The organism is Sinimarinibacterium flocculans, assembly GCF_003201205.1.
Taxonomy (GTDB): domain Bacteria; phylum Pseudomonadota; class Gammaproteobacteria; order Nevskiales; family Nevskiaceae; genus Solimonas; species Solimonas flocculans.
In genome coordinates this window covers 95,509-116,888 of sequence record NZ_QICN01000013.1, presented here as the reverse complement: position 1 = coordinate 116,888, position 21,380 = coordinate 95,509, and the positions used below count along the sequence as shown (strand labels likewise).

Here is a 21,380-nt window from a genome sequence, read left to right as displayed (position 1 = left end):
ATCGGATGACGCCGCGCCGCGCATCGCTACTACACTGCACGCCATGAACGCCGACTCCGTTTCCCCCAACCAGCCGCCGCTGCTGCTCGCCCCCGCCGCCGGACTGGTCCGCTACTGCGACATTCCGATCAGCGGCCGCAGCCGCTTTATCACCTGGCTGCTGAAGTGGACGCTGCGGCCGATGCTGGCGCGGATGATTCGCGGATCGGACGAGAAGATCGCGCGCATCCAGCTGCGGATGATGCGGATGCGCTGCCGAAAGACGCACGGACAGTCGATCGAATACAGCGTGGTCGGCACCCTGCCCGGGCATGTGATCGGCGATCTTCGCGATACCGGCAAGCCGGTGATCCTGTGGCTGCACGGCGGTGCATTCATCCTGCCGGCTGCGCCGACCGCGCATCTGGAAATGGCCGCGGACCTGAGCGCGCAGCTCGGCGCGCACTGCTTCCTGCCGGACTACCGGCTGGCACCGCGCAACCGCTTTCCGGCGGCGCTCGACGATTGCGAGCGTGCCTACCGCGCACTGCTCGATCTGGGCTTTGCGCCGGAGCGCATCGTGCTCGGTGGTGATTCGGCCGGCGGCAATCTGACGCTCGGTGTGTTGCAGCGCATCCGCAAGAACGGCTGGCCGATGCCGGCCTGCGCGCTGCCGGTGTCGCCGGCGACCGAGCTGGGCCGTATCCATGCGCCGCCGTCGCGGCCGCGCAAGATGAAGGTCGACCCGATCCTGCCGATCGCGGCCTTGCAGCGCATCGACGAGATGTATGTCGGCGACTGGGACGCCTCCGATCCGGAACTGTCGCCGATCTTCGCCGACTGCCGCGGCTTTCCGCCGATGTATCTGATCGCCAGCGATGCCGAGGTGTTGCTCGACGATACGGTGATGTTCGCGCAGCGCGCAAAAGCGCACGGCGTCGACGTGCGCTGCGATGTCTGGCCGGTGCTGCCGCATGCGTTTCCGCTGTTCGGGTGGCTGTACCCGGAGGTCAAGCAGGCGCGCAGCGACATGCTGGCGTTCATGCGCGAACACTTGGGGAGCGAGTGAGTTCTTGATTCCCTCTGCCGCCAGCGGGCGAGGGGAGAAGAACCTGAGGAGCATGCGATGAGCCGATATCAACACGAACACCGCCGGTCGCTGACCGACCCGGAGGCCTTCTGGGCCGAGCAGGCGCAGCATCTGCATTGGTATCGCCGCTGGGACCGTGTGCTCGACCAGACCACGGCGCCGATGTGCCGCTGGTTCGCCGGCGCGCAGTTCAATACCTGCTACAACGCGCTCGACCGCCACGTCGAGGACGGGCGCGGCGACCAGGCGGCGCTGATCTACGACAGCCCGGTCACCGGAACGGTCAGAACCTACAGCTACCGCGAGCTGCGCGATGCGGTTGCAGGTTTTGCCGGCGCGCTGCGCGCCCAGGGCGTGAAGCCGGGCGATCGCGTCATCGTCTACATGCCGATGGTGCCGGAAGCGACGATCGCGATGCTGGCGTGCGCGCGCCTCGGTGCGATCCACTCGGTCGTCTTCGGCGGCTTCGCCGCGCCGGAGCTGGCCAAGCGCATCGACGATGCCAAGCCGGTGCTCGCGGTCTCGGCATCCTGTGGCATCGAGCCCGGGCGCACCATCGCCTACAAGCCGCTGCTCGACCAGGCGATCGAGCTGTCTGCGCACAAGCCGGCGCGCTGCATCGTCCTGCAGCGGCCACAGGTAAAGGCCGATCTGGTCGCCGGCCGCGATCTCGACTGGCACGAGGCGATGGCGAGCGCGCAACCGGCCGACTGCGTAGCGGTGGCGGCGACCGATCCGCTTTACGTGCTCTACACCTCTGGCACCACCGGCAAGCCCAAAGGCGTGGTCCGAGACCACGGCGGCCACGCCGTCGCGCTGCACTACTCGATGCGCGCCGTCTATAACGTCAAGCCCGGCGAAGTGTTCTGGGCGGCATCGGATGTCGGCTGGGTTGTCGGCCATTCGTACATCGTCTACGCGCCGCTGCTGCTTGGCTGCACGACGATCATGTACGAGGGCAAGCCGGTCGGCACGCCCGACGCCGGTGCGTTCTGGCGTGTCATCGCGCAGCACCGGGTGTCGACCTTCTTCACCGCGCCGACCGCGTTCCGTGCGATCAAGAAGGAAGACCCGCGCGGCGAGCTGCTCAAGCAGTACGACGTCAGCGGCCTGCGTACCCTGTATCTCGCCGGCGAGCGCTCCGATCCGGACACGATCGCCTGGGCGCAGGACATGCTCAAGGTGCCGGTGGTCGATCACTGGTGGCAGACCGAACTTGGCTGGCCGGCGATCGCCAACTGCCAGGGCATCGAGCCGATGCCGGTCAAGCCGGGTTCGTCGACGGTGCCGGTGCCGGGCTTCGACCTGCAGTCGCTCGATGCGGAGGGCAGACCCATGGGGCGCGGCGAGATCGGCAATCTCGCGCTCAAGCTGCCGCTGCCGCCGGGCGCGCTGCTGACGATGTGGAACAACGAACAGGGCTATCGCGAGAACTATCTCGAACGCTATCCCGGCTACTACCTGACCGGCGATGCCGGCTACATCGACGAAGACGGTTACGCCTGGATCATGTCGCGCATCGACGACATCATCAATGTCGCCGGCCATCGACTGTCGACTGGCGCGATGGAAGAGGTGCTTGCCGGCCATCCGGACGTTGCCGAGTGTGCCGTCATCGGCGTTGCCGATCAGATGAAGGGCCAGCTGCCGCTCGGCCTGGTCGTGCTCAAGTCCGGCGTCGAGCGCTCGCAGGCCGAGATCCAGAAGGAGCTCGTCGCCCGCGTGCGCGAGCAGATCGGCGCGGTCGCGGCGTTCAAGACCGTCCTGATCGTGCCGCGCCTGCCGAAAACCCGCTCCGGCAAGGTCCTGCGTGCAACGATGCGCGCGATCGCCGATGGCCAGCCGTACAACCCGCCGGCCACGATCGACGATCCGCGGATTCTTGATGAGATCGAGGCCGCGTTGAAAGCCCGCCCCTGAAGGCGCCGCATCCCGGTGCGCGCAGACGTCGATGCCGGTGTATAGAGGCTTTCGTTGTCGATCGCGTGCGATAATCGCCAGCATGAGCAGCAGCAAACGGGCGGTCTTCATCACTGGCGGCGGTAGTGGCCTCGGGGCTGCGGTCACGCGGCGCCTCTCGGCACGCGGCTGGCGGGTCATCGTCGCCGGTCGGCGTGTCGAGTTGCTGGAGGCGCTGGCGTCCGAACTGCCGGATGCCACGGCCTGCGCGCTCGACGTGTGCGACGCGCAGGCCGTCGAGACGGCAATCCGCCAGCATGCGCCCGATGCCCTGGTCTGCTGCGCGGCGATCATGGGGCGCGGCGCGGTGTGGGATGAGCTGACGCCCGAGCGTTTCGCCGAAGTCATGGCGATCAATGTCGGTGGGACCTTCCATGCGTGTCGCACAGCGATGCGGCTGTGGCGCGAGCGCGGCAGCGGCGGCGACATCGTCAACGTGTCCTCGCTCGGTGGCCTGCGCGGGATGCAGCGCTTCAGCGGCTTCGGCGCCTACGCGACGTCCAAGCACGCGGTCTGCGGACTGACCGAGGCGCTCGCGCTCGAGGGCCGGCCGCACGACATCCGCGTCAACGCGATCGCGCCGGGAACGATGCGCACCGGCATGATGGCCGCGCTCGGGCTGAGCCCGCAGACGACGCCGGACGCGGTCGCCCCGACGATTGAGTACCTTCTCGACCGCAGCCAGTCGGCCCCGGTCACGGGCACCATCGTGGACATCCACTGCAATGACGACTGAGGCCCCGCAGATCTGCCTGACCCGGCGTGAGACCTTCGCCGCCGCGCACCGGCTGTGGTCAGATGCGCTGACCGAGGCCGAAAACCGGGCGCTGTTCGGCAAGTGTGCCTACGACCACGGCCACGGCCACAATTACGTGATCGAGGTGACGCTGCGCGGACCGATCGACGCCAGGACCGGCATCCTCGTCAATGTCACCGAGCTGCGCGACACGATCCGGCGACTGATTCTCGACGACGTCGATCATCGGCATCTGAATCACGATTCGAAGCTCTGCCGCGGCATCAACCCGACCGTCGAGAACCTGACGGTGCTGTTCTTCAAGGTCCTGCGCGCTCACTACGGCGAGCTGCTTTATGAGGTCTGCCTGCATGAGACCGAGAAGAACTGGGCGCGCTATCGCGGCGAGTAGCGGCGACGACCGTCGGCCTCGCAAGCCCCCTGCGGGCACGGGCAGGACGCCCGTCGAACCGGATGCGGGTCTGGGCCAGGTTCGCCCACCGCCGAACGCAGGATGCCTCTAGAATGACGGCCCCGTGACACTCGCGGCTGCCCCCGCGGCCTATTCCTACCACAGCAACGAAGAGCAATGAGCGAACTCAACGTGGATTCCACCGTGGTTATCGTCGGTGCCGGTCAGGCCGGCGGCGAGGCAGCGGCCGAACTGCGCCGGCAGGGCTTTGCCGGGCGCGTGATCATGCTGGGCGAGGAGACGCAGCCGCCGTACAAGCGCCCGCCTCTGTCGAAGGCCTATCTGTCGGGCGCGGCCACGCAGGAAAGTCTCTATGTGATGCAGCCGGCGCAGCTCGACAAGGTCAAGATCGAGTTCCGCGGCAATACCAAGGTCGTGCGCATTGACCGCAAGGACAAGCTGCTCGAGCTCGCCGACGGCAGCACCCAGAAGTACGACAAGCTGGTCATTGCCACCGGTGGTCGCGCGCGACCGCTGCCGCTGCCGGGCGCCGATGCCAGCAACGTCTTCGTGCTGCGCACGATCGAGGATGTGCAGAAGATCAAGGCGCTGTGCGAGCCGGGCAAGCGCGTCACCATCATCGGTGGCGGCTTCATCGGCCTCGAGGGCGCGGCGGTGCTGGTCAAGATGGGCCTCAAGGTCACCTTGCTCGAAGGCCTGCCGCGGGTGCTCGCCCGCGTTACCGTGCCGGAGGTGTCGGCCTTTTTCGAGCGCGTGCACCGCGAGGCCGGCGTCGACTTGCGCACCGGCGCGCAGCTCGCCGGCTTCGAGGGCACGCCGGTCAATGCCGTGACCCTCGCCGACGGCACCCGGATCGAGACCGATTTCGTCGTCGTCGGCATCGGCCTGATCCCCAACACCGAGCTCGCCGACGCCGCCGGGCTGAAGATCGACAACGGCATCGTGGTCGACCAGTACGCGCGCACCGGTGATCCGGACATCTACGCCGCCGGCGACTGCACCAATCATCCAAGCACCTTCCTTGGGCGCAACGTCCGCCTCGAATCGGTGCAGAACGCGATGGAGCAAGGCCGCGCGGTCGCGCGCAACATCCTCGGCAAGAACGAGCCGTACCAGACCGTGCCGTGGTTCTGGTCGGATCAGTATGACCTCAAGCTGCAGACGGTCGGCATCTCCGGCGCGCACGACCAGATCGTGCTGCGCGGCGATCCGGCGACCGCGCGCAACTTCGCCGTGTTCTACCTCAAGGGCGGCAAGCTCATTGCCGCCGATACGGTCAGTCGACCGCAGGAATTCATGTTCGCCAAGAAGCTCGTCGCCGAGGGTGCGGTGATCGACCCGGCGAAGCTCGCCGACGAATCGGTGCCGATGAAGTCGCTGGCGACGCCGGCGGCCTGATTTTTTTTGGAGATTAATGATGCCCAAGATCAACTTCGTGCTGCCCGACGGCAGCCAGCAGACCATCGACGCCGCCGTCGGGCAGTCGATCATGGAGGCCGCAACCGCCAATCTCGTGAAGGGCATCGTCGCCGACTGTGGCGGCGGCTGCTCCTGCGCGACCTGCCACGTCTATGTCGATCCCGAGTGGGTCGCGAAGCTCACGCCGGCCGACGACGTCGAGCAGTCGATGCTTGAAGGTGCGATTGATCCGAACGAGCGCAGCCGCCTGTCCTGCCAGCTGCGCATGAGCGATGCGCTCGACGGCATCGTCGTCCACGTGCCAGCTGCGCAGTTCTGATGCTGGGCTACCGGCGGGTCGCGGTACCGCGCGACCTGTCGGCGATCACGCAGATCGATCACGCCGCCGAGACGCTGCCGAACGAACTCGGCGTCAGCGATCGCGGTCGCGCGCGCATCTGGGAGGCGGTCGAGAATCTCTATCGCACCGGCCTGCAGCCGGCGTTCACCATCGTGATCCGCCGCCACGGCCGGATCCTGATGAAGCGCTCGATCGGCAACCTGCGCGGCAACGGCCCGGGCGAACGTGACGATCGCGTGGCGCTGAACCCCGATGCGCCGATGTGCTTGTTCTCGGCGTCCAAGGCGATCACTGCGTTGCTGCTGCACAAGCTCGCCGAGGGTGGCAAGCTCTCGCTCGACCAGCGCGTCGTCGAGTACATCCCCGAGTTCGCGCCGCACGGCAAGGACCGGGTCACGATTCGCCAGCTGCTCGCGCATCGCGCCGGCATCCCGACGCTGCCGGTGCAGCATCCGGACCCGAGCCTGCTGCAGCACTGGGACGCGATGGTGCACCTGCTGTGCCTTGCACCGCCATTCGATCCGCGCTTCGAGAAGCAGGCCTACCACGCGCTGACCAGCGGCTTCATCATCGGCGAGCTGGTGCGCCGCGTCGGCAAGATCGAGCTGCCGGACGCGCTGCGCCAATGGATCGCCGAGCCGCTCAAGCTCGACTACATGAGTTACGGCCTGCCGCCGGGGCAGCGGACGCTGGCGCCGCTGCACTACCGGACCGGACCGAAACCGATGTGGCCGATCACCGCAATCTCCAAGCGCGTGCTTGGCGTTGATTTCGAACGCGCGGTCGAGGCCTCGAACGACAATGCCTTCCTGTCGTCGGTGGTCCCGGCCGGCAACATCTACGCGTCCGCCGACGATGCCTGCAAGGTGTTCCAGATGCTGCTCGATGACGGCGAATTCGACGGCCGTCGCGTGCTCAAGCCCGAGACCGTGCGCACCGCAACGCGCCCGGTCGGCAAGATCCAGTTCGACGGCATGCTCGGCCTGCCGATCCGCTTCTCACCCGGCTTCATGCTCGGCGAGAACCCGGTGGGTCTGTGGGGTCCGAACTGCCGTGCGGCCTTCGGCCACATCGGCTTTCTGACCGTGCTGTGCTGGGCCGATCCGGAGCGCGACATCTCGGTCGCGATTCTCAACAACGGCAAATCGGTGGCGCCGGCCGGCTTTCTGCGCACGGTGCGCATCGTCGGTGCGATCTCGCGCTCGTGCCGGCCGGTGCGCGCGGCACGCCTGCTCGAGCCGCATTCGTAGCGCTGGCAGCGCGCGCCGGCGGCCGTTCGCCGCCGCCGCGCTGTGTTGCGGGCAGTGGCGTGGCGCCTAGGAGGCGCGCTTCCGCGGTGCTTTGCGTGGGCGCGGCTTTGGTTTCGCCGCAGGGCTGGGCGCCGCCACGCCGACCGCCACTTCGAGCTCGGCCAGCGCTTCGCTGCTGTGGATCGCGAGCTTCTGCAGGCTCGGAATCGCGTCGCGGCAACCGAGAAAGCCGACAGCGACGCCATCGCGATACCCGACCAGCGTCACATTGAGCGCATAGCCGTCGAACAGGAACGACACCGGGTACATCGCCTCGAGTTCAGCGCCCATCAGGTACATCGGGTCCTTCGACAGCACCACGTTCGAGACCACGCAGTTGAACAGCGGCGGCAGCTTCGGCAGCACCCCGGTGACCTGGCCGATCAGCAGTGGTGCGATGCCAAGCAGCGCGAACTGGCTCTGCGCCGCCGCCGGCATCGACGACAGATCGCGCTTGCCCCGCGTGGTCACGCGATGAATCCAGCGCAGGCGCTCGGCAGGATCCTCGAGCTCGGTGCCCAGCGGCGTGATGAAGCCGACGGCGGCGGTGCCGGCAGTGTCATCGGCGCGGGCCAGGCCCATCGGCACCGAGGCAATCAGGCCGCGCTCGGGTAGTGCGTCCTGCGCCTGGAGGTAGCGACGGAAGGCGCCGCCGACGACCGCAAGCAGGACATCGTTGACGGTGACCCGCTCGGCCTCGGCGACGGCGCGCAGGCGCTTCAGACTCAGGATCTGGGTGCCGAGCCGGCGCTGCTGCGAGATGCGCTGATTGAACAGGCTGCGCGGCACCTTCAGCGCAAGGCGCACCGAGCTGTCGTCGCCCTGGACCATCGCCGCGAGATTGCGGACCAGATCCTGCAGCCCGCGCAGTTGTGCCGCTGCGCTGCGCGCCGGTGTCGAAACCCGTTCGCGCAGCGTCGGCTTGGCGCGCGTCATTCGCTTGCGCTCGAGGACCGTCCACGGCCCGACGCCGCTGCGGTCGTTCGGGTCCTTCGACAACCAGTTCTGGACCATGCGCATCGCGCCGACGCCGTCGATCGCGCAGTGGTGGGCCTTGAAGTACAGCGCAAAGCGGTTGCCTTCGAGGCCCTCGATGACATGGCATTCCCACAGCGGCCGCGACAGGTCCAGCGGATGCGAGTGCATGCGCGCGACGAGCACGCCGAGTTCTTTCTCGCCGCCGGGAAACGGCAGTGCGGAATGGCGCAGGTGGTATTCCATGTCCACCTCGCTGTCCTCCCAGGCCGGCAGGCGACGGCCGAAACGGCCGCGGGCGAGACGGCTGCTGAACGGGTCGGGCATGAACGGCTTGCTGCGCATCTGCTGGACGAGCTGCTGGCAGAAATCGGCCGGCGCGTCCGCGGGCAGCTTGAAGGTCATCATCGCGCCGACGTGCATCGGCGTGCGCTTGGACTCCATCCGCAGGAACGCGGCGTCGATTGGACTCAGGCGATTCATGGTCTCCCCCCACGTGGTACGCGATCGCAGTTTGCGCCGGTTCGTCAGTCTCGAGCAGTGGCCGTGACGAATCGCGGCTGACGCCGTATCCTAATGAGTCGCATAGAGATATGACGGACTTATGCTGCTTCGCATTACTGGATGGGTTCACAGCAGCCGCTCGACAAAGCGGCTTCTAGTGCAGCCGTTCGTTCGTCGGCAGGATGGACTGGAGATGGGCGTGCTGTGGCTAATTGTCAGTATGGGCGGCGTGTTGTTCGGGCGAGCCCGAAAAATCTGGTCGGCGCTGGCTGTTGTCGCGCTGGTGACGCTATCCGCCTGCGGCGGTAGCGATTCACCCCGCGAAGACGGAGGCGATTCGAGTTTCCCTCGCCGGCTCGAGGGCGGTGGCGCGCCTCTGCAGAAGACCTCTTATACCGTGTCGATGCCGTCATTCGACGGGGCGGAGATCTTTTTCACGGTCTTTCAGCCTGAGCTGCCGGCGAATACGCCAGCGCCGCTGGTCTTGCACAGCCATGGGTGGGGCCTGTTCGGCATCCGCAGTTTCGACACCAACCCGGTGACGGACGTGGTCTTCGGCGATGCGCCGGCGGCAGCCGCCGAGAAGGCCTGGAACGAAGGGTATTTTGTGATCTCCTTCGATCAGCGCGGCTGGGGCCGCTCGCAAGGCCAAGTCAAGGTGCAGGACCCCGACTTCGAGGGCCGGGACGTGGCCGCGATTATCGACTGGGCGGTCGATCATCTGAGCCCGCATCTCGCCCGTTGGCAGGGCGATCCTGTGGTAGGCGGACTCGGCCTGTCCTACGGCGGAGGCTTTCAGACGATTGGCGCGGCGGTGGACTCACGCATCGATGCGATCGTGCCGACCGCCACCTGGTATGACCTGACCTATAGCCTGATGCCCGGCGGGGTCCCCAAGTCGCTTTGGGCCACGGTATTGGTCGGCTCCAGCGTCATCTCCGGTATTGCAGACCCCTTCATCTATCGCGCGCTGTTCGAAGGGCTGTTGCTCAATGAGCTGGGCGAGGACTCGCAGCGACGGTTGGCGAACAACGGCCTGGCGTCCTTCTGCGAGGGCCGTCGCGAGGACGGGCGGACGGCGCCAAAGGTCGATGCCTTCTTTGTGCAGGGTCTGCACGACCAGCTGTTCAATGCCAACGAGGCCGTGTGGATGGCACAGTGTCTGGACGCCACCGGCGCCGATACCCGCCTGCTGCTGCAGCGCGACGGTCACATCATTCCGCTGTTGCAGCAGTCCGGCAATCAGATCCTCTTCGGTGTCGAGTTTGATGTGCAGTGTGGCGATCGGCGGCTCAATGTGCCGACGATGATGTTCGACTTTCTCAACGAGAAGCTGCGCGGTGTGCGGCCCGCGCAGGCGATACCCAAGGTCTGCATCACCCAAAGCACCACAAGCGGGGTCGTCCTCGACGCTGTGCCGACGGGCGGAAGCCCTTTCGTTGCCGCGGATCAGACCGTCGTCACCGGGCTGTTGCCCGGTGCGGTTCTGGGGCTGCTGCAGACGCTCGAGCCGGCCGTGCTGCAGGGCCTCCTCGCACAGCTGCCGGGCAACACGGCGAGCCTGGTCGAAGCCTTGGTTAGCGGTCTGCGCAACCCCACGGAAGACTTTGCCGCCGTCATCCCCGAGCTGTTGAATCTGCTGCCTCCGCAACTGTTGAACGAGCTGTTGACGTTCGAAAACTTTGCCCCCCTGCTCACCGCCGAACAGCGGACTGTCGTGGCGGGCATTCCGGAGGTGAGTCTGTTCGTCAGCGGCAGCGATCTGGCCGCGCCGATTTTGTACTACGGCATCGGCGTCAGGCGCATGGGGGGAGATGTGGGACTGCTGCATGAGCAGGTGATGCCGAACCGCGAGGGGGGGCTGCAGGAGTTTCCGCTTGCCGGCGTCAGCGTGGAGCTGCAACCGGGCGACACCATCGGGCTTCTGATCATGCCCTTCCACCCGCAATTCTTCTCGTCGTTTGCGCGCGTGCCCACACCGGTCACCGTAGGAGGCACGGTCAAGCTGCCGATACTCGGGCCATGACGCAGCGGCGCTCACGCAGAAAACCGGCAAGGGTTGCGGCGCGAATTCATCCATCCAGACGGTCTGCAGCGCTTGCGTAGCGGCTATTCTCAGCGCAGGATCGCGACGAAGTAGAGGGGAGAGACCATGATCAAGCCGGGATTTGGAGCCGCGTGCGTCGGCGCCGCACTTCTGATGGCGTGTGACGGCAGCGATCCGGTCGGCTTCGACGAGGGCTTTCAAAAGACCGTCGATGCCGATTACCACACCCTGAAAACCGAACCGCTGCAGCCGGGTGAGTTCGACTTGCTGACCCTGTCCGCCCTGCCGGACGCGGTCACCGGGGGCGATGTGCTGGTGGCGGTGCGCGGACTCGCCCCGGACGACCGGCTCACCGTGAGCCGCAACAGCGTCGATGTCAGCGGCGCGTTCTCGCTGCGCGAGGACGGCCAATGGGTCGGTCTGGTCGAGGGGCTCGTCGAGGGCGTCAACCAGATTGGCGCACAAGCCTCAGGCCCGGGCGGAATCCGCAGCGCCGTACTGGAGGTGCGCAACCACCCGTCGACTGGACCGGTAATTTCGGGGCCGCATCAACAGCCCTTCTTCTGCCGCACCGAGCCGTCCGGGCTGGGCGAGCCCCTGGACGAGCATTGCTCGTTCGAGCCGCGCTATCAGTGGTTTGCGCGCAGCCTAGTCGGGTTCACCGAGCTCGAACCGCCTTTCGACAGCTACCCGCCGGACACCATGGGCACGCGCACCACCCACGGCGAAAGCGTGCCGTGGGTGGTGCGCGTGGAGACGCGGCCGATCAACCGCGGCATCGCGCGCATGGCGGTTCTGGACGATCCGCTGGCGCGCGACGCGGCGGCGCGCTTTGATCCCGATCGCTTCGAAGCGAGCTTGTGGAACGGCAATGTGTATTACGTGTACGGCGAGTCCTGCGGAGTGGGCTTTCAGCAGGGCAGCAGCACGCCGGACTTCGTATTGGGCGGCTTCCCCAATCTCGCCGAGCTGTCGGACGACAACATCCTCATCATCCTGATGGGCGTGTCGGACCGCCTCGGCAATGGCGACATCACGGTCCACAACACCCTGTCGGCCTACGGCAATCACTGCAATCCGCTCTTGAGCATCGAGAGCACGATGATGACCAAGGAGCACATCATCGAGCGCTACGGCCTGATCAACCGCTTCATCGGCACCAATGGCTCGGGCGCGGCGATGCAGCAGATCAACGCGGCCAACAACGCGCCGGGGCTGATCTCGGCCGGGTTGACGATCGCCACCTTTGCCGACATCCCTTCCACCGCGATGACGGTCGCGGATTGCGGATTGCTCAATGCCTACTACGAGCGCAGCAATCTGAACTGGCTCGGCCCCAAGCGCTGGGCGGTGAACGGGCACAACGTGCTGACCGGCCTGCCGCTCAACGATATCTGCACGTCTTGGGAAAGCACCTTCGTCGACCGGCTGATTCCCACGGCCGGCAGCGGCTGCGGGGTGCCGGGCGACATCCGTTACGACCCGGTCGAGCGGCCCGACGGACCGCGCTGCACTTTGCAGGACGGCTTGGTCAACATCTTCGGCATTGACCCGGACACCGGCTTCGCGCGCCGTCCGCTGGACAACCGCGGCGTGCAGTACGGCCTGCAGGCCTTCAACCGGGGGCTCATCAGCTTCGAGGAGTTCATCGACCTCAACCGCAATATCGGCGGCTACGACATCGACGGCAACGTCGTGCCGGGCGTTGAGGGCCGCATGGTGATGGATGACGACGTCGCCCGCCGCCTCTATCGTCTTGGCGCGGTCGTCGGCCGCGGTGCACTGGAGCAAACGCCGTTCATCGATTCCGCCGCCTACCTCGACCTCATTCCGGTGCTCAACATTCACGAATCGGTGCGGCCGTTCAACCTGCGCGCGCGGCTGCAGACGCGCCCCGGCGGTAGCGATACCTACAGCATCAAGCGCGGCGTGGTGACGCCGCCTGACAACTTCGTGGTCATGGATCGCTGGCTGGACAACATCAACGCCGCCGAGGCGGTTGCCGGCTTCGATCGCAACCGCGTGCAAACCGTGCTCAACAGCAAGCCTGCGACCGCGGGCGACGCCTGTTCGGTCGGCGTACTCGGCGGCCGTCTCGAGTTGGGTGCGCTGACGGTGATCCTGCCGCTGGGTCTGGAGCTGCCGATTCTGCCCACGATCGAGTCGGTGATCGGGCTGCCGGGCGTGACCCCGACCGGACCCGGCCTGCAGCTGCGCATCGATGTGCCAGGCCCGGCGGGCCTGGCGCTGTGCAATACACTGCTGCCGGTCGTCGATACACCGCGCATCGTGGCCGGCATGCCGATGAGCGATGACGTGGTGAAATGTCAGCTCAAGCCGGTGGACCCGCGGGACTACAGCGAGGCGCTGAGCAGCGCCCAGCTGGGCGAGTTGATGGCGGTTTTCCCCGACGGCGTCTGCGATTACAGCCGTCCGTCGGTCGGAGACACGGGGTCCAGCCTGCTCTGGCCGTCCATGGGTGGCCGTGAGCTGCTGGAGGAACCGATCAGCCTGAAGTGGCGGGTGGCACGCGCCGCCGCAGCCAACTGAGATCGGGGGCTGCGAACATGGCATCCGCGACGTCAGACTCGCGGGCGGCGCGCAACCCGCTTGGCCTGGCCGTGGTCTTGAGTCTGGCACTGCAGGCCGGCTGTGGTTCGAGCGCAGTGCCCGAGGCGGGGCTCGCCCCGTCCCCCGGCGTCGGCGATCAGCGCCTGCTCAGGGCTGGCGCCGCCACCATCGCCGTGCCGCCGAGCGTGAACCAGGTGATGGGGGTCGAGGAGTCACGACCGCTGGGGCGCAGCACAACCCAGTATTTTCATCTTGGCGGCTTCGGGCTGGGGCCGTTTCCGGCCCTTCCCGATCTTCTCAACAATCTGTTCGCCAATCCGCCTGCCGGTGCCACCGTCTACGAGGGGCCGTTTGGCCCTGAGCCTATCTGGCTGCGGGCGATGGTGATTTCAAGCGCCGAATCCGATCTGGCGGCGGAGGATGTCCTGTTCCTGACGCTGGATGCGGTGGGCACCGGCAATACCATTCAGCGCGAGATGCGCGAGCGCATCTCGGTGGCCACGGGCCTGCCGCCGAACAACATCCTGCTCGGATCGACGCATACCCACGCCGGGCCGGATTTGCAGGGCCTGTGGGGCGGCGTTCCACGCAGCTGGCTGGACAACGACGACCCGCTGCAGCCGGGCCTTTATCAGGCCGGCGTGCGCGCGGCGCAGACTGCGCTGGCCAACCGCGAACCGGCACGCCTGCGCGTGATGGAGACGAGCGCGCCGGAGTTCAACAGCTACCGGCGCGCCCGGATTCTGGGCAGCGAGCAGGCCGACGACAGCCTGATGATGCTGCAGGCTGCGCGGGCCGGCGACGGTGCGGCCATCGGCTCGATCGTGCAATACAACGCCCATCCGACCAACATCGGCGCCGGCGAGAATCCACGGATTCCGCACCCGGATTACGTCGTGGGTGTGATTGATGCGATCGAGCGGGCGCATGGCGGGACCGCACTGTTCTACAACGGGGCCATTGCGGACGCCAGCAATCAAGGGCCTGACGCCGACGACCGTTATACGCGCTCGCGTCTGCGCGGTGAGGCCATTGCCGAGCGTCTCCTCGAAGCCTGGCCGCAGGCGGCCGTCGAGTTGCCACCGACGCTCGCCTTTCGTTCGGAAACAGTGCTGCTCCCGTTGCTGAACCCGCTGTTCTTGTTGGCCGGCGTGCTGGGCAGTTTTGATGGCTATTACCAGTTTGCGTTGTTGCCGCCCTTTGAGGACACGCAGCTGCTGGGGGATGTGCTCGGCGGGCTGCCGGTCGTCGGCCCGCTGCTCGACGTCATCGAAGCGCTGCCGCTGATCGGTGCCGGCGACCTGATCAATCTGCCCCTCATCGAGCCGCTCGGCCCCCTCGGGGAGCTGCTCGCCGAGATCGATGCGGCGCTGCCGCAGCTTGCGCTGAGTGTGTCCACGCCGGTCAGTCGCGTGACCATTGGCGATCCGAACGGCTTGGGGCTGGAGATGGTGACCATCCCAGGGGAGGCCACGAATACCCTGGGGCAGGATATCCGCGCGCTGTCGTCGGCATCGCACACCATGCTGCTCGGCCTCACGCAGAATTCCTTCGGTTACATCATCCCGCTCGATGAGTTCGTGGTCGGCGAGATTCTCGCGGGCTCCGACCCCTATGAAGAGCTGGTGTCCCTCGGTGCCCTCACGGCGCCGCTGCTGATGCTGCAGGCCTACCGGCCGCTCTTTGACGCGCCGATGGCCGAGCTGGGTGGCGATCCCCTGTCGGCCTGCCTCACGGAGCCGTCATCGACGGATTGCCTGATTGCTCGCGTGCTGGTCTACCTGCGCAACTCGTTCATTCTCGGTTGGCTGTCGCCGTCGCAGGTGCTCGGTGCGAACGCAGCCCCGGTTACAGGGACATTGCCATGAAGCTCGCCTCGATGTTGGTCGGGCGCCGGCGCGCGCTCAGCGTCCTGGTCCCGTCGCTGCTGCTGCTCAGCGCCTGCGGCTCAAGCTCCGCGCCAGACACCAGCGGCAACGCCGCCCTGCCTCCGCAGAATCCGGCCTCGCTCGACAGCCAGATCCGCGGCGACATCCTGTCGTCCAGCCTGCGTGGCTGTGATTTTCTCGATCCGTCCTACTGCCAGTTTCCGTGGCCCTCGAATGCCCTGACGCGGCCCGATGCCGGTACCGACACTGGACTGCGGCTCGATCTGCGCCTGGCCGGCATGCCGATGAACATCGCCCTGCTGCCGGTGAATCCCGCCGAGTGGAATCAGGACGACGGCTTCTCGCCGGGCCAGATGATTTTGAGCCACGTGCCCGACCTGGACCTCGATCGCAGCAGGGCGGCGCCCGTCACCGATATCGAGGCCTCGCTGGAGCCGGATGCGCCGATCCTCATCGTCGATGCCGAAACCCTGCAGCGGCATCCCATCTGGGTGGAGTTCGACCAAAGTGGCACCGCTGCCACCCCCGCCTGCGGCCTCGTCGGCGATTTGGGCAGTTTGATCGGCGATGCCACCGGGCCCCTCGGTCCACTGTTGGGCGCCGTCGGCGCCGGCTGCAGCGCGGCGCTGGGCCCGGTCTTCAATGTGCTGGGGCAACTGCTCGACCGCACCGGCCTGTTGCCCAACAGCGCCTTCAAGATCGATCCACCTGCGCTCATCATCCGGCCGGGCATCAATTTCACCGAAGGGCGTCGTTACATCGTCGCCATGCGCAATCTGGTGGATGCCGGTGGCGCGCCCTTGCCGGCAAGGCCCCACTTTCGCGTGTTTCGCGACAACCACGCCAGCGACCTCGACGCGGTCAACGACCGGCGCGCGGCCATGGAAGACATCTTCGCGCGCCTGGGCCAGCACGGCGTCGCGCGCGAGTCGCTGTATCTGGCCTGGGACTTCACCGTGCGCAGCAAGCGCAATCTTGCCGGCCGCAGCTTGCACATGCGCGATCGCGCCCTCGAAATCCTGGGCGATGCCGCTCCGGACTTCGAGATCGACAGTGTTGAGGATTTCGACGATGGTGCGACCATCCGCCGTATCGAAGGTCGTTTCACGGTGCCGAACTTCCTGAACCTGCCCGACGGCCTGTGCGACAACCTGCCGCTGCTCAGCGACTTGGTGGACTACTGTGCAGGCGTCGAAGCGCTGCTGGGCGCCATCGAGGGCACTGGCGTGCCGCCGCTTGAACAAATCGGGGGCGTGGCCGGCGATGCCCTGGGCTTGCTGCTGCGGGATATCGGCCAATTGCCGCTTTCACGCCTCAACTATGGCCTGCCGCGTGGCGAATTTCCGCAGATCAACCCGCTGCAGCCGGAGCAGGAATATCGCTTTCAGTGCGAGATTCCACGCACCGCCGTCGGCAGCTTCGATGACCCACAGACCTGGGTGCGGCCCGCCGCCGCCACACTCTACGGACACGGCCTGCTCGGCGCCAAAGGCGAGGTGGGCGGCAGCAGCACGGCCCGGCTGCGCGAGCTGAACTTCATGCACTGCGCGATCGATTGGATCGGCATGTCCACGCGCGATGTCCCCATGACCTTGATCATCCTGTTGGAGCTTGGGCAGTTCCGCAGCCTCAGCGACCGCCTGCAACAGGGCATCATCAACTGGCATTTCATGGGCCGGCTGATGAAGCACCCCGATGGTCTCGTGAGTTCGCCGGCCTTCCAGACCGCAGACGGGCGTCCGGTTTTCGAGCCCGATCGGTTGTTCTACGACGGCAACAGCCAGGGCGGCATTCTCAGTGCGCCGGTGGTGGCCACCTCGCCCGACATCGAGCGCGCCTCCTTCGGCGTGCCCGGCATGAACTACTCCACGCTGCTGCGGCGCAGTGTCGATTTCGACCTCTACGGCATCTTCATGTATGCCGCCTATCCCAACAGCTTCGACCAGAGCTTTCTGTTCTCGCTGATCAGCAATCTCTGGGAACGTGGCGAGAACACCGGCTACATCAACGACCTGCGTAATCAGGACGGTTACGCCGGGCTGGGGGCACCCACGCCAGACAAGGAAATCCTGATGCATGTGGCCTTTGGCGACCACCAGGTTGCAGACGTTTCCGCCGAGGTCATGAACCGCAGCATGGCGGCCAGCGTGCATCTGCCGGGCGCCGAGCCGGGGCGGCACACCAACGTGAACCCGTACTGGGGCATGCCCGCGGCGGTCGACGGCGACAACGGTTCGGTGATGGTGGTCTGGGACATCGGCCCGCTCGACAACCCTTTCAACGCCGGCACGCCGCCATCGCCCACCCGGAACATCCCGCCGCGGATCGGGCAGGACCCGCACGGCAATCCGCGCCGCGAATTAAGCAGCGGTATCCAGCGCTACGATTTTTTGGTCGGTCAGCGCTTCACCAATGTTTGTGGACCACGCCCTTGCTTTGCACGTGAGTACGTCTCGGAAGCGGTCGCCAGCGGAGCGTCGGGCAATGCCCTGCCGCTGGTACGCGCGCCGGGGCCGGCATGGGCGAGGGCCGGCACTTCGGTGCCGCTGCTCAGCGTTGCGGCCGACCCTGACCTCGACGCGCTCACCGCGCAGTGGCAGGTGGTGGCGGGCGCAAATTGTGTGGCCGATCTGATCGATGCCGACCAACCCGGCGCGCGATTGCAGCTCGCTGAAAACTGCTCGGGTGATGTGCAGCTTGAGGTGCGCGTCGATGATGGTCGGGGCGGTCAAGCCACCCACCGCACCACCGTCATCGTGGAGTGATTCGACTCGCACCATGCGCTTGACCGTTCAAACACAAAGTTCATAAGACGATGAGTGAGAGAGGAACGATGCGCCAATTGAAGCTGTGTGGTAATTCAAGCAGTGGCGTCGTGCGGCTGCTCAAGCGTGGCGCTGTCATCGCGCTGATGGCCGGTGTATCTGGATGCGGCTCGTCCTCGTCGGTCGAGCTCGGTTCCGGCGGGCAAGGCGGTGTCGATGGTCAGGACGAATTCGGTGATGTGCCGCTCGACTTCGTACCCCCCAGCATTCCAGGACCGCTGGTCAGCGACCCCTTCAAGGACGTGGGCACGGTGCGTACCGTGCTGCCGCCGGGGCAGTCCGGGCAGGGCGGCATCGCCGGACTGGTGGGCGACCTGCCGTTGCTTGGCCCGGTGCTCCAGACGTTGCTCGATGACATCGTGGGCGCTACCGGCCTGACGCCAGCCTTGTCCAAGTCCGACAATTTCGACAACCAGCTCGGCATGTACTTCGGGCCGACGCAAGCGCAACCGGGCCTGACCCGCGCGGATGTCGATCGCTTCTTCAAGGATGCGTCGTTGTTGCCCCCTGAAGGCCCGAACTGGGCCAGCGAGGAGCGCGTCGAGTCTGGCGATCTCGGCGCGACCGTCAAGCGCGAGGCCGAGTTCGGGGTGCCGCATGTCTACGGCGATGATCGTCGCGGCGCGTTCTTTGGCGCGGGCTACGCCGTGGCCGGTGACCGGCTGTTTTTGATGGACGTGCTGCGTCGCGCCGGGCGCGGTGAGTTATCGCAGTTTCTCGGCCGTGCAGAGTTCAGTTTCGATCGCGCCATCAACGCGTTTGCGCCCTATCGTGAAGCCGAACGCACCGCGCAATTCGAACAGTTGCGTGATCGATACGGCGCGCTCGGTGTTCAGATGCGCATCGATGGCGAGGCCTTCATCCGCGGCGTGAACGAATGGATTCGGCAGGCGCGTATGGGCCTGCTCGATGTGCCGCTGGAATATCTGCTGCTGGGTGTTCCGCTCGAAGAATTTGTTGAAGAGGACGTGGTCGCGGTTGCCACCGTGATTCAGGCCGAGCTCGGCGCCGGCGGGGGCGCCGAACAGCGCAACGTCGAGCTGATTCAGGCGCTGCATGCGCAAACCGGCGATGTCGAGACGGCGTGTGCGCTGTATCACGACCTGCGCATGAGTGACGACCCTGAAATCAATGTCACGACCGAGCGGCGCTTCCCGACCCAGGAGCCGGGACGCCTCGATCCCACGGTGTGTCCGCTGCGCGCAGATTTTGCCCAGCGTTACCCCGGCAATGTGATCTTTGACGCCGACAGTTTCGAGCCCTACGCCCCGTTTCAGGCGGGGCCTTGCGGTCGCCCAGGGCAGCCGTTGTGTCCGGGCGGTCTGCTCGGACAGGTGCCCGGATTGCCTGCCTTCGGGCTGGTTGAGGAGCTGGTTGACGCCATCGATCAGATTCTGGGCCTCGGTGGGGTGTTGGGCCTGTCGCTGGATTTTCTCACCGACATCCTGACGGGTCGGGAGCAGGCCAATGCGCGGCGGGCTGCTGACGCGGTTGCGCAGGCCCAGGCGCGCTTTGCCGCCAAGCTGGCCGAGGACACACCCGAAGGTCAGGCGCTGCGCGAGCAGGCCGAAGCCGTGCTCGCCAATGCGCTGGGCGCGGCGCGCAGCATCGGCGACGTATTTCCGAAGAGCGCGAGCAATGCGCTGTTGATCGACCGCAGCCGGACCGAATCCGGAAATCCCATCGCGGTGTTCGGCCCGCAGGTGAGCTATTTCACCCCGCAGTTGATCGCCGAGGTGGCGATGTACGACGGCGACCAGATCGCCGTGCGGGGCGGCACGATTCCCGGCTTGCCCTACGTGGTCGTGCCGGGCCGGGGCATCGACTTCGCCTGGAGTGCGACCTCCAGCGGCGTGGATATCGCCGACGTCCGTGTGCTCGAACTCTGCGAGGACCCGCGGGTGGTCACCCCCGGCAGTTATCGGGTGAATGGGGTGTGCCAGAACTTTGATGTCATCGAGGATCAATGGACGGCGCGCTGGAACCTGGGCTCGACTTTCGATGCCGACCAGATCGGGCAGAACTTCATCGCCGAGAGAAGGGTGATTCGGTCAATGCGTTATGGCCCGGTCATCGGTTTCGCGACCGTGGGCGGCCAGCCGGTGGCGCTAACACAAGAGCGCAGCACCTATTTTCAAGAGCTTGATGCCGCGCCGCCGTTTGCACTGGCTGCAAGCAACGCCATTCACGACGTCGACAGCTTTCAGGAGAGTTTCAGCCTGATGGCGAGCGCCTTCAACTGGTTCTATATCGACGCCGAAGACATCGCCTTTATTACCCCGTCGCTGCTGCCGGCGCGGGCCACGACGGTTTACCCCGATTTTCCGTCGTGGGGCAACGGCCAGCACGATTGGCGCGGGGTGTTGCCATTCGAGCGGCTGGCGCGCGACCGCAATCCGCAAACGGGCTTTTTTGCCAACTGGAACAATCAGGCGACCCGCGACTGGTGGCCGGCAGACAGTGGCATGGCCGGCGCCTTCGACCGTAACAACCTGCTGGAGGTGCGTGCCGAGCCGCTGGTTGCGCGCGGTAACGTGCGTCTTGAAGAAGTCGTGGAAGCAGTGAATGACGCGGCTTATGTGGATCTGCGCGGTCAGGAACTCATCCCGCGGGCGCTTGATGTCATCGAGCAATTCTTGCCGCTGGACGATCCGCTCTGGCCTGCGGTGAACCTGATGCGCGACTGGACAGAAAAGCCGCTGAGCGACCGCGCACAGCGGCGTGATCGCAGCGGCGACGGCGTGTATGACGATACGCAGGCGGTGGCGCTGATGGACGCGTGGTGGAACCCACTACTCGACGCCGCGCTGCCGCAGTTGCTGCCACTCGAAAACGTGAACGGCCGCAGGCTCATCCCAGTGGGGCGGCACGATTCGCCGGGCGGCGAGGGCAGTGCTTACAACGATGGTTGGTACAGCTATCTCGGCCGAGTGCTCGATATGGCGCTGGGTCGCGCGCCCGTGTCTTACCGGCAGATTCGCTGCGCCGGTTCGAACCAGCTTGAAGATTGCGCCAATGCGCTGATCGCGAGCCTGAACGGGGCCGTCGACAGTCTCGGCGGCATCGGCAGTCTCGATAGCTGGGGCGCCGACCAGTCTGTTGAAGAGGTGGTGTTTCAGGCGATTGGCGTCGTCGGTGTGCCCAATCAGCACTGGGTCAATAAACCGACGATTCAATGGGCGGTGGAGTTCAGCGATCGACGGTGATGGTTGATTCGGGCGTTTGTTTGGGGTGCTTGCGGTAGGGGGCCTTTAATGGAACGTGGCCCAAGGGCGCGTGCCGTTTTTTGGGGTGGCCGCATCGCTTTGCCCAGAGTCGGTGGGT

13 protein-coding genes are annotated in these 21,380 nt (G+C 66.1%); 12 read left to right on the top strand and 1 reads right to left on the bottom strand.

Features of this window, described 5'->3' with window-relative positions:
- Positions 1-43: 43 nt before the first annotated feature.
- From C8D93_RS18675 to C8D93_RS18645, 7 genes are all read left to right on the top strand, one after another.
- Positions 44-1,048 carry an alpha/beta hydrolase gene (locus C8D93_RS18675; RefSeq protein ID WP_110266752.1) on the top strand — a complete coding sequence of 335 codons (1,005 nt, stop codon included), beginning with the start codon at positions 44-46 and terminating at the stop codon, positions 1,046-1,048.
- A 57-nt stretch (positions 1,049-1,105) separates the two neighbouring features.
- Positions 1,106-2,989 carry a propionyl-CoA synthetase gene (locus tag C8D93_RS18670; protein ID WP_110266751.1) on the top strand — a complete coding sequence of 628 codons (1,884 nt, stop codon included), beginning with the start codon at positions 1,106-1,108 and terminating at the stop codon, positions 2,987-2,989.
- An 82-nt stretch (positions 2,990-3,071) separates the two neighbouring features.
- Positions 3,072-3,764 (top strand): SDR family oxidoreductase, encoded by a 693-nt coding sequence (locus C8D93_RS18665; RefSeq protein ID WP_170124116.1) that lies wholly within the window; start codon positions 3,072-3,074, stop codon positions 3,762-3,764.
- The gene (locus C8D93_RS18660) at positions 3,754-4,176 is read left to right on the top strand and encodes a 6-carboxytetrahydropterin synthase (protein WP_110266749.1); all 423 of its coding nucleotides are present in this window, start codon (positions 3,754-3,756) and stop codon (positions 4,174-4,176) included. The genes C8D93_RS18665 and C8D93_RS18660 overlap by 11 nt, the downstream gene beginning before the upstream one ends.
- A gap of 177 nt (positions 4,177-4,353) precedes the next feature.
- Positions 4,354-5,595 carry an NAD(P)/FAD-dependent oxidoreductase gene (locus C8D93_RS18655; protein ID WP_110266748.1) on the top strand — a complete coding sequence of 414 codons (1,242 nt, stop codon included), beginning with the start codon at positions 4,354-4,356 and terminating at the stop codon, positions 5,593-5,595.
- 19 nt (positions 5,596-5,614) lie between these two features.
- Positions 5,615-5,935: a 2Fe-2S iron-sulfur cluster-binding protein gene (locus C8D93_RS18650; RefSeq protein WP_110266771.1), complete on the top strand. Its 321-nt coding sequence runs from the start codon at positions 5,615-5,617 to the stop codon at positions 5,933-5,935.
- Positions 5,935-7,206: a serine hydrolase domain-containing protein gene (locus C8D93_RS18645; protein WP_110266747.1), complete on the top strand. Its 1,272-nt coding sequence runs from the start codon at positions 5,935-5,937 to the stop codon at positions 7,204-7,206. The genes C8D93_RS18650 and C8D93_RS18645 overlap by 1 nt, the downstream gene beginning before the upstream one ends.
- Before the next feature lie 66 nt (positions 7,207-7,272).
- On the opposite strand, the gene C8D93_RS18640 is transcribed toward C8D93_RS18645, so the two are convergent.
- Positions 7,273-8,703 (bottom strand): WS/DGAT/MGAT family O-acyltransferase, encoded by a 1,431-nt coding sequence (locus C8D93_RS18640; protein WP_110266746.1) that lies wholly within the window; start codon positions 8,701-8,703, stop codon positions 7,273-7,275.
- Positions 8,704-8,917: 214 nt separating this feature from the next.
- On the opposite strand from C8D93_RS18640, the gene C8D93_RS18635 reads away from it, so the two are divergent.
- From C8D93_RS18635 to C8D93_RS18615, 5 genes are all read left to right on the top strand, one after another.
- On the top strand, positions 8,918-10,750 hold the full coding sequence (locus C8D93_RS18635; RefSeq protein WP_170124115.1) for an alpha/beta hydrolase: 1,833 nt from the start codon (positions 8,918-8,920) through the stop codon (positions 10,748-10,750).
- 126 nt (positions 10,751-10,876) lie between these two features.
- Positions 10,877-13,321 carry a DUF6351 family protein gene (locus tag C8D93_RS18630; RefSeq protein WP_110266744.1) on the top strand — a complete coding sequence of 815 codons (2,445 nt, stop codon included), beginning with the start codon at positions 10,877-10,879 and terminating at the stop codon, positions 13,319-13,321.
- Positions 13,322-13,338: 17 nt separating this feature from the next.
- A complete protein-coding gene (locus tag C8D93_RS18625; RefSeq protein ID WP_110266743.1) occupies positions 13,339-15,210 on the top strand; it encodes a hypothetical protein in 1,872 nt (623 codons plus the stop codon).
- On the top strand, positions 15,207-17,996 hold the full coding sequence (locus tag C8D93_RS18620) for a hypothetical protein (RefSeq protein ID WP_110266742.1): 2,790 nt from the start codon (positions 15,207-15,209) through the stop codon (positions 17,994-17,996). Before C8D93_RS18625 ends, C8D93_RS18620 begins: the two co-directional genes overlap by 4 nt.
- Before the next feature lie 110 nt (positions 17,997-18,106).
- The gene (locus C8D93_RS18615) at positions 18,107-21,262 is read left to right on the top strand and encodes a penicillin acylase family protein (protein WP_170124114.1); all 3,156 of its coding nucleotides are present in this window, start codon (positions 18,107-18,109) and stop codon (positions 21,260-21,262) included.
- The last annotated feature ends 118 nt before the right edge of the window (positions 21,263-21,380 follow it).

What these genes read in the sequence shown, in the direction of transcription:
- C8D93_RS18675 (WP_110266752.1), top strand. Translation starts at nt 44, where the DNA reads ATGAACGCCGACTCCGTTTCCCCCAACCAGCCGCCGCTGCTGCTCGCC.
- C8D93_RS18670 (WP_110266751.1), top strand. Translation starts at nt 1,106, where the DNA reads ATGAGCCGATATCAACACGAACACCGCCGGTCGCTGACCGACCCGGAG.
- C8D93_RS18665 (WP_170124116.1), top strand. Translation starts at nt 3,072, where the DNA reads ATGAGCAGCAGCAAACGGGCGGTCTTCATCACTGGCGGCGGTAGTGGC.
- C8D93_RS18660 (WP_110266749.1), top strand. Translation starts at nt 3,754, where the DNA reads ATGACGACTGAGGCCCCGCAGATCTGCCTGACCCGGCGTGAGACCTTC.
- C8D93_RS18655 (WP_110266748.1), top strand. Translation starts at nt 4,354, where the DNA reads ATGAGCGAACTCAACGTGGATTCCACCGTGGTTATCGTCGGTGCCGGT.
- C8D93_RS18650 (WP_110266771.1), top strand. Translation starts at nt 5,615, where the DNA reads ATGCCCAAGATCAACTTCGTGCTGCCCGACGGCAGCCAGCAGACCATC.
- C8D93_RS18645 (WP_110266747.1), top strand. Translation starts at nt 5,935, where the DNA reads ATGCTGGGCTACCGGCGGGTCGCGGTACCGCGCGACCTGTCGGCGATC.
- C8D93_RS18640 (WP_110266746.1), bottom strand. Translation starts at nt 8,703, where the DNA reads ATGAATCGCCTGAGTCCAATCGACGCCGCGTTCCTGCGGATGGAGTCC.
- C8D93_RS18635 (WP_170124115.1), top strand. Translation starts at nt 8,918, where the DNA reads ATGGGCGTGCTGTGGCTAATTGTCAGTATGGGCGGCGTGTTGTTCGGG.
- C8D93_RS18630 (WP_110266744.1), top strand. Translation starts at nt 10,877, where the DNA reads ATGATCAAGCCGGGATTTGGAGCCGCGTGCGTCGGCGCCGCACTTCTG.
- C8D93_RS18625 (WP_110266743.1), top strand. Translation starts at nt 13,339, where the DNA reads ATGGCATCCGCGACGTCAGACTCGCGGGCGGCGCGCAACCCGCTTGGC.
- C8D93_RS18620 (WP_110266742.1), top strand. Translation starts at nt 15,207, where the DNA reads ATGAAGCTCGCCTCGATGTTGGTCGGGCGCCGGCGCGCGCTCAGCGTC.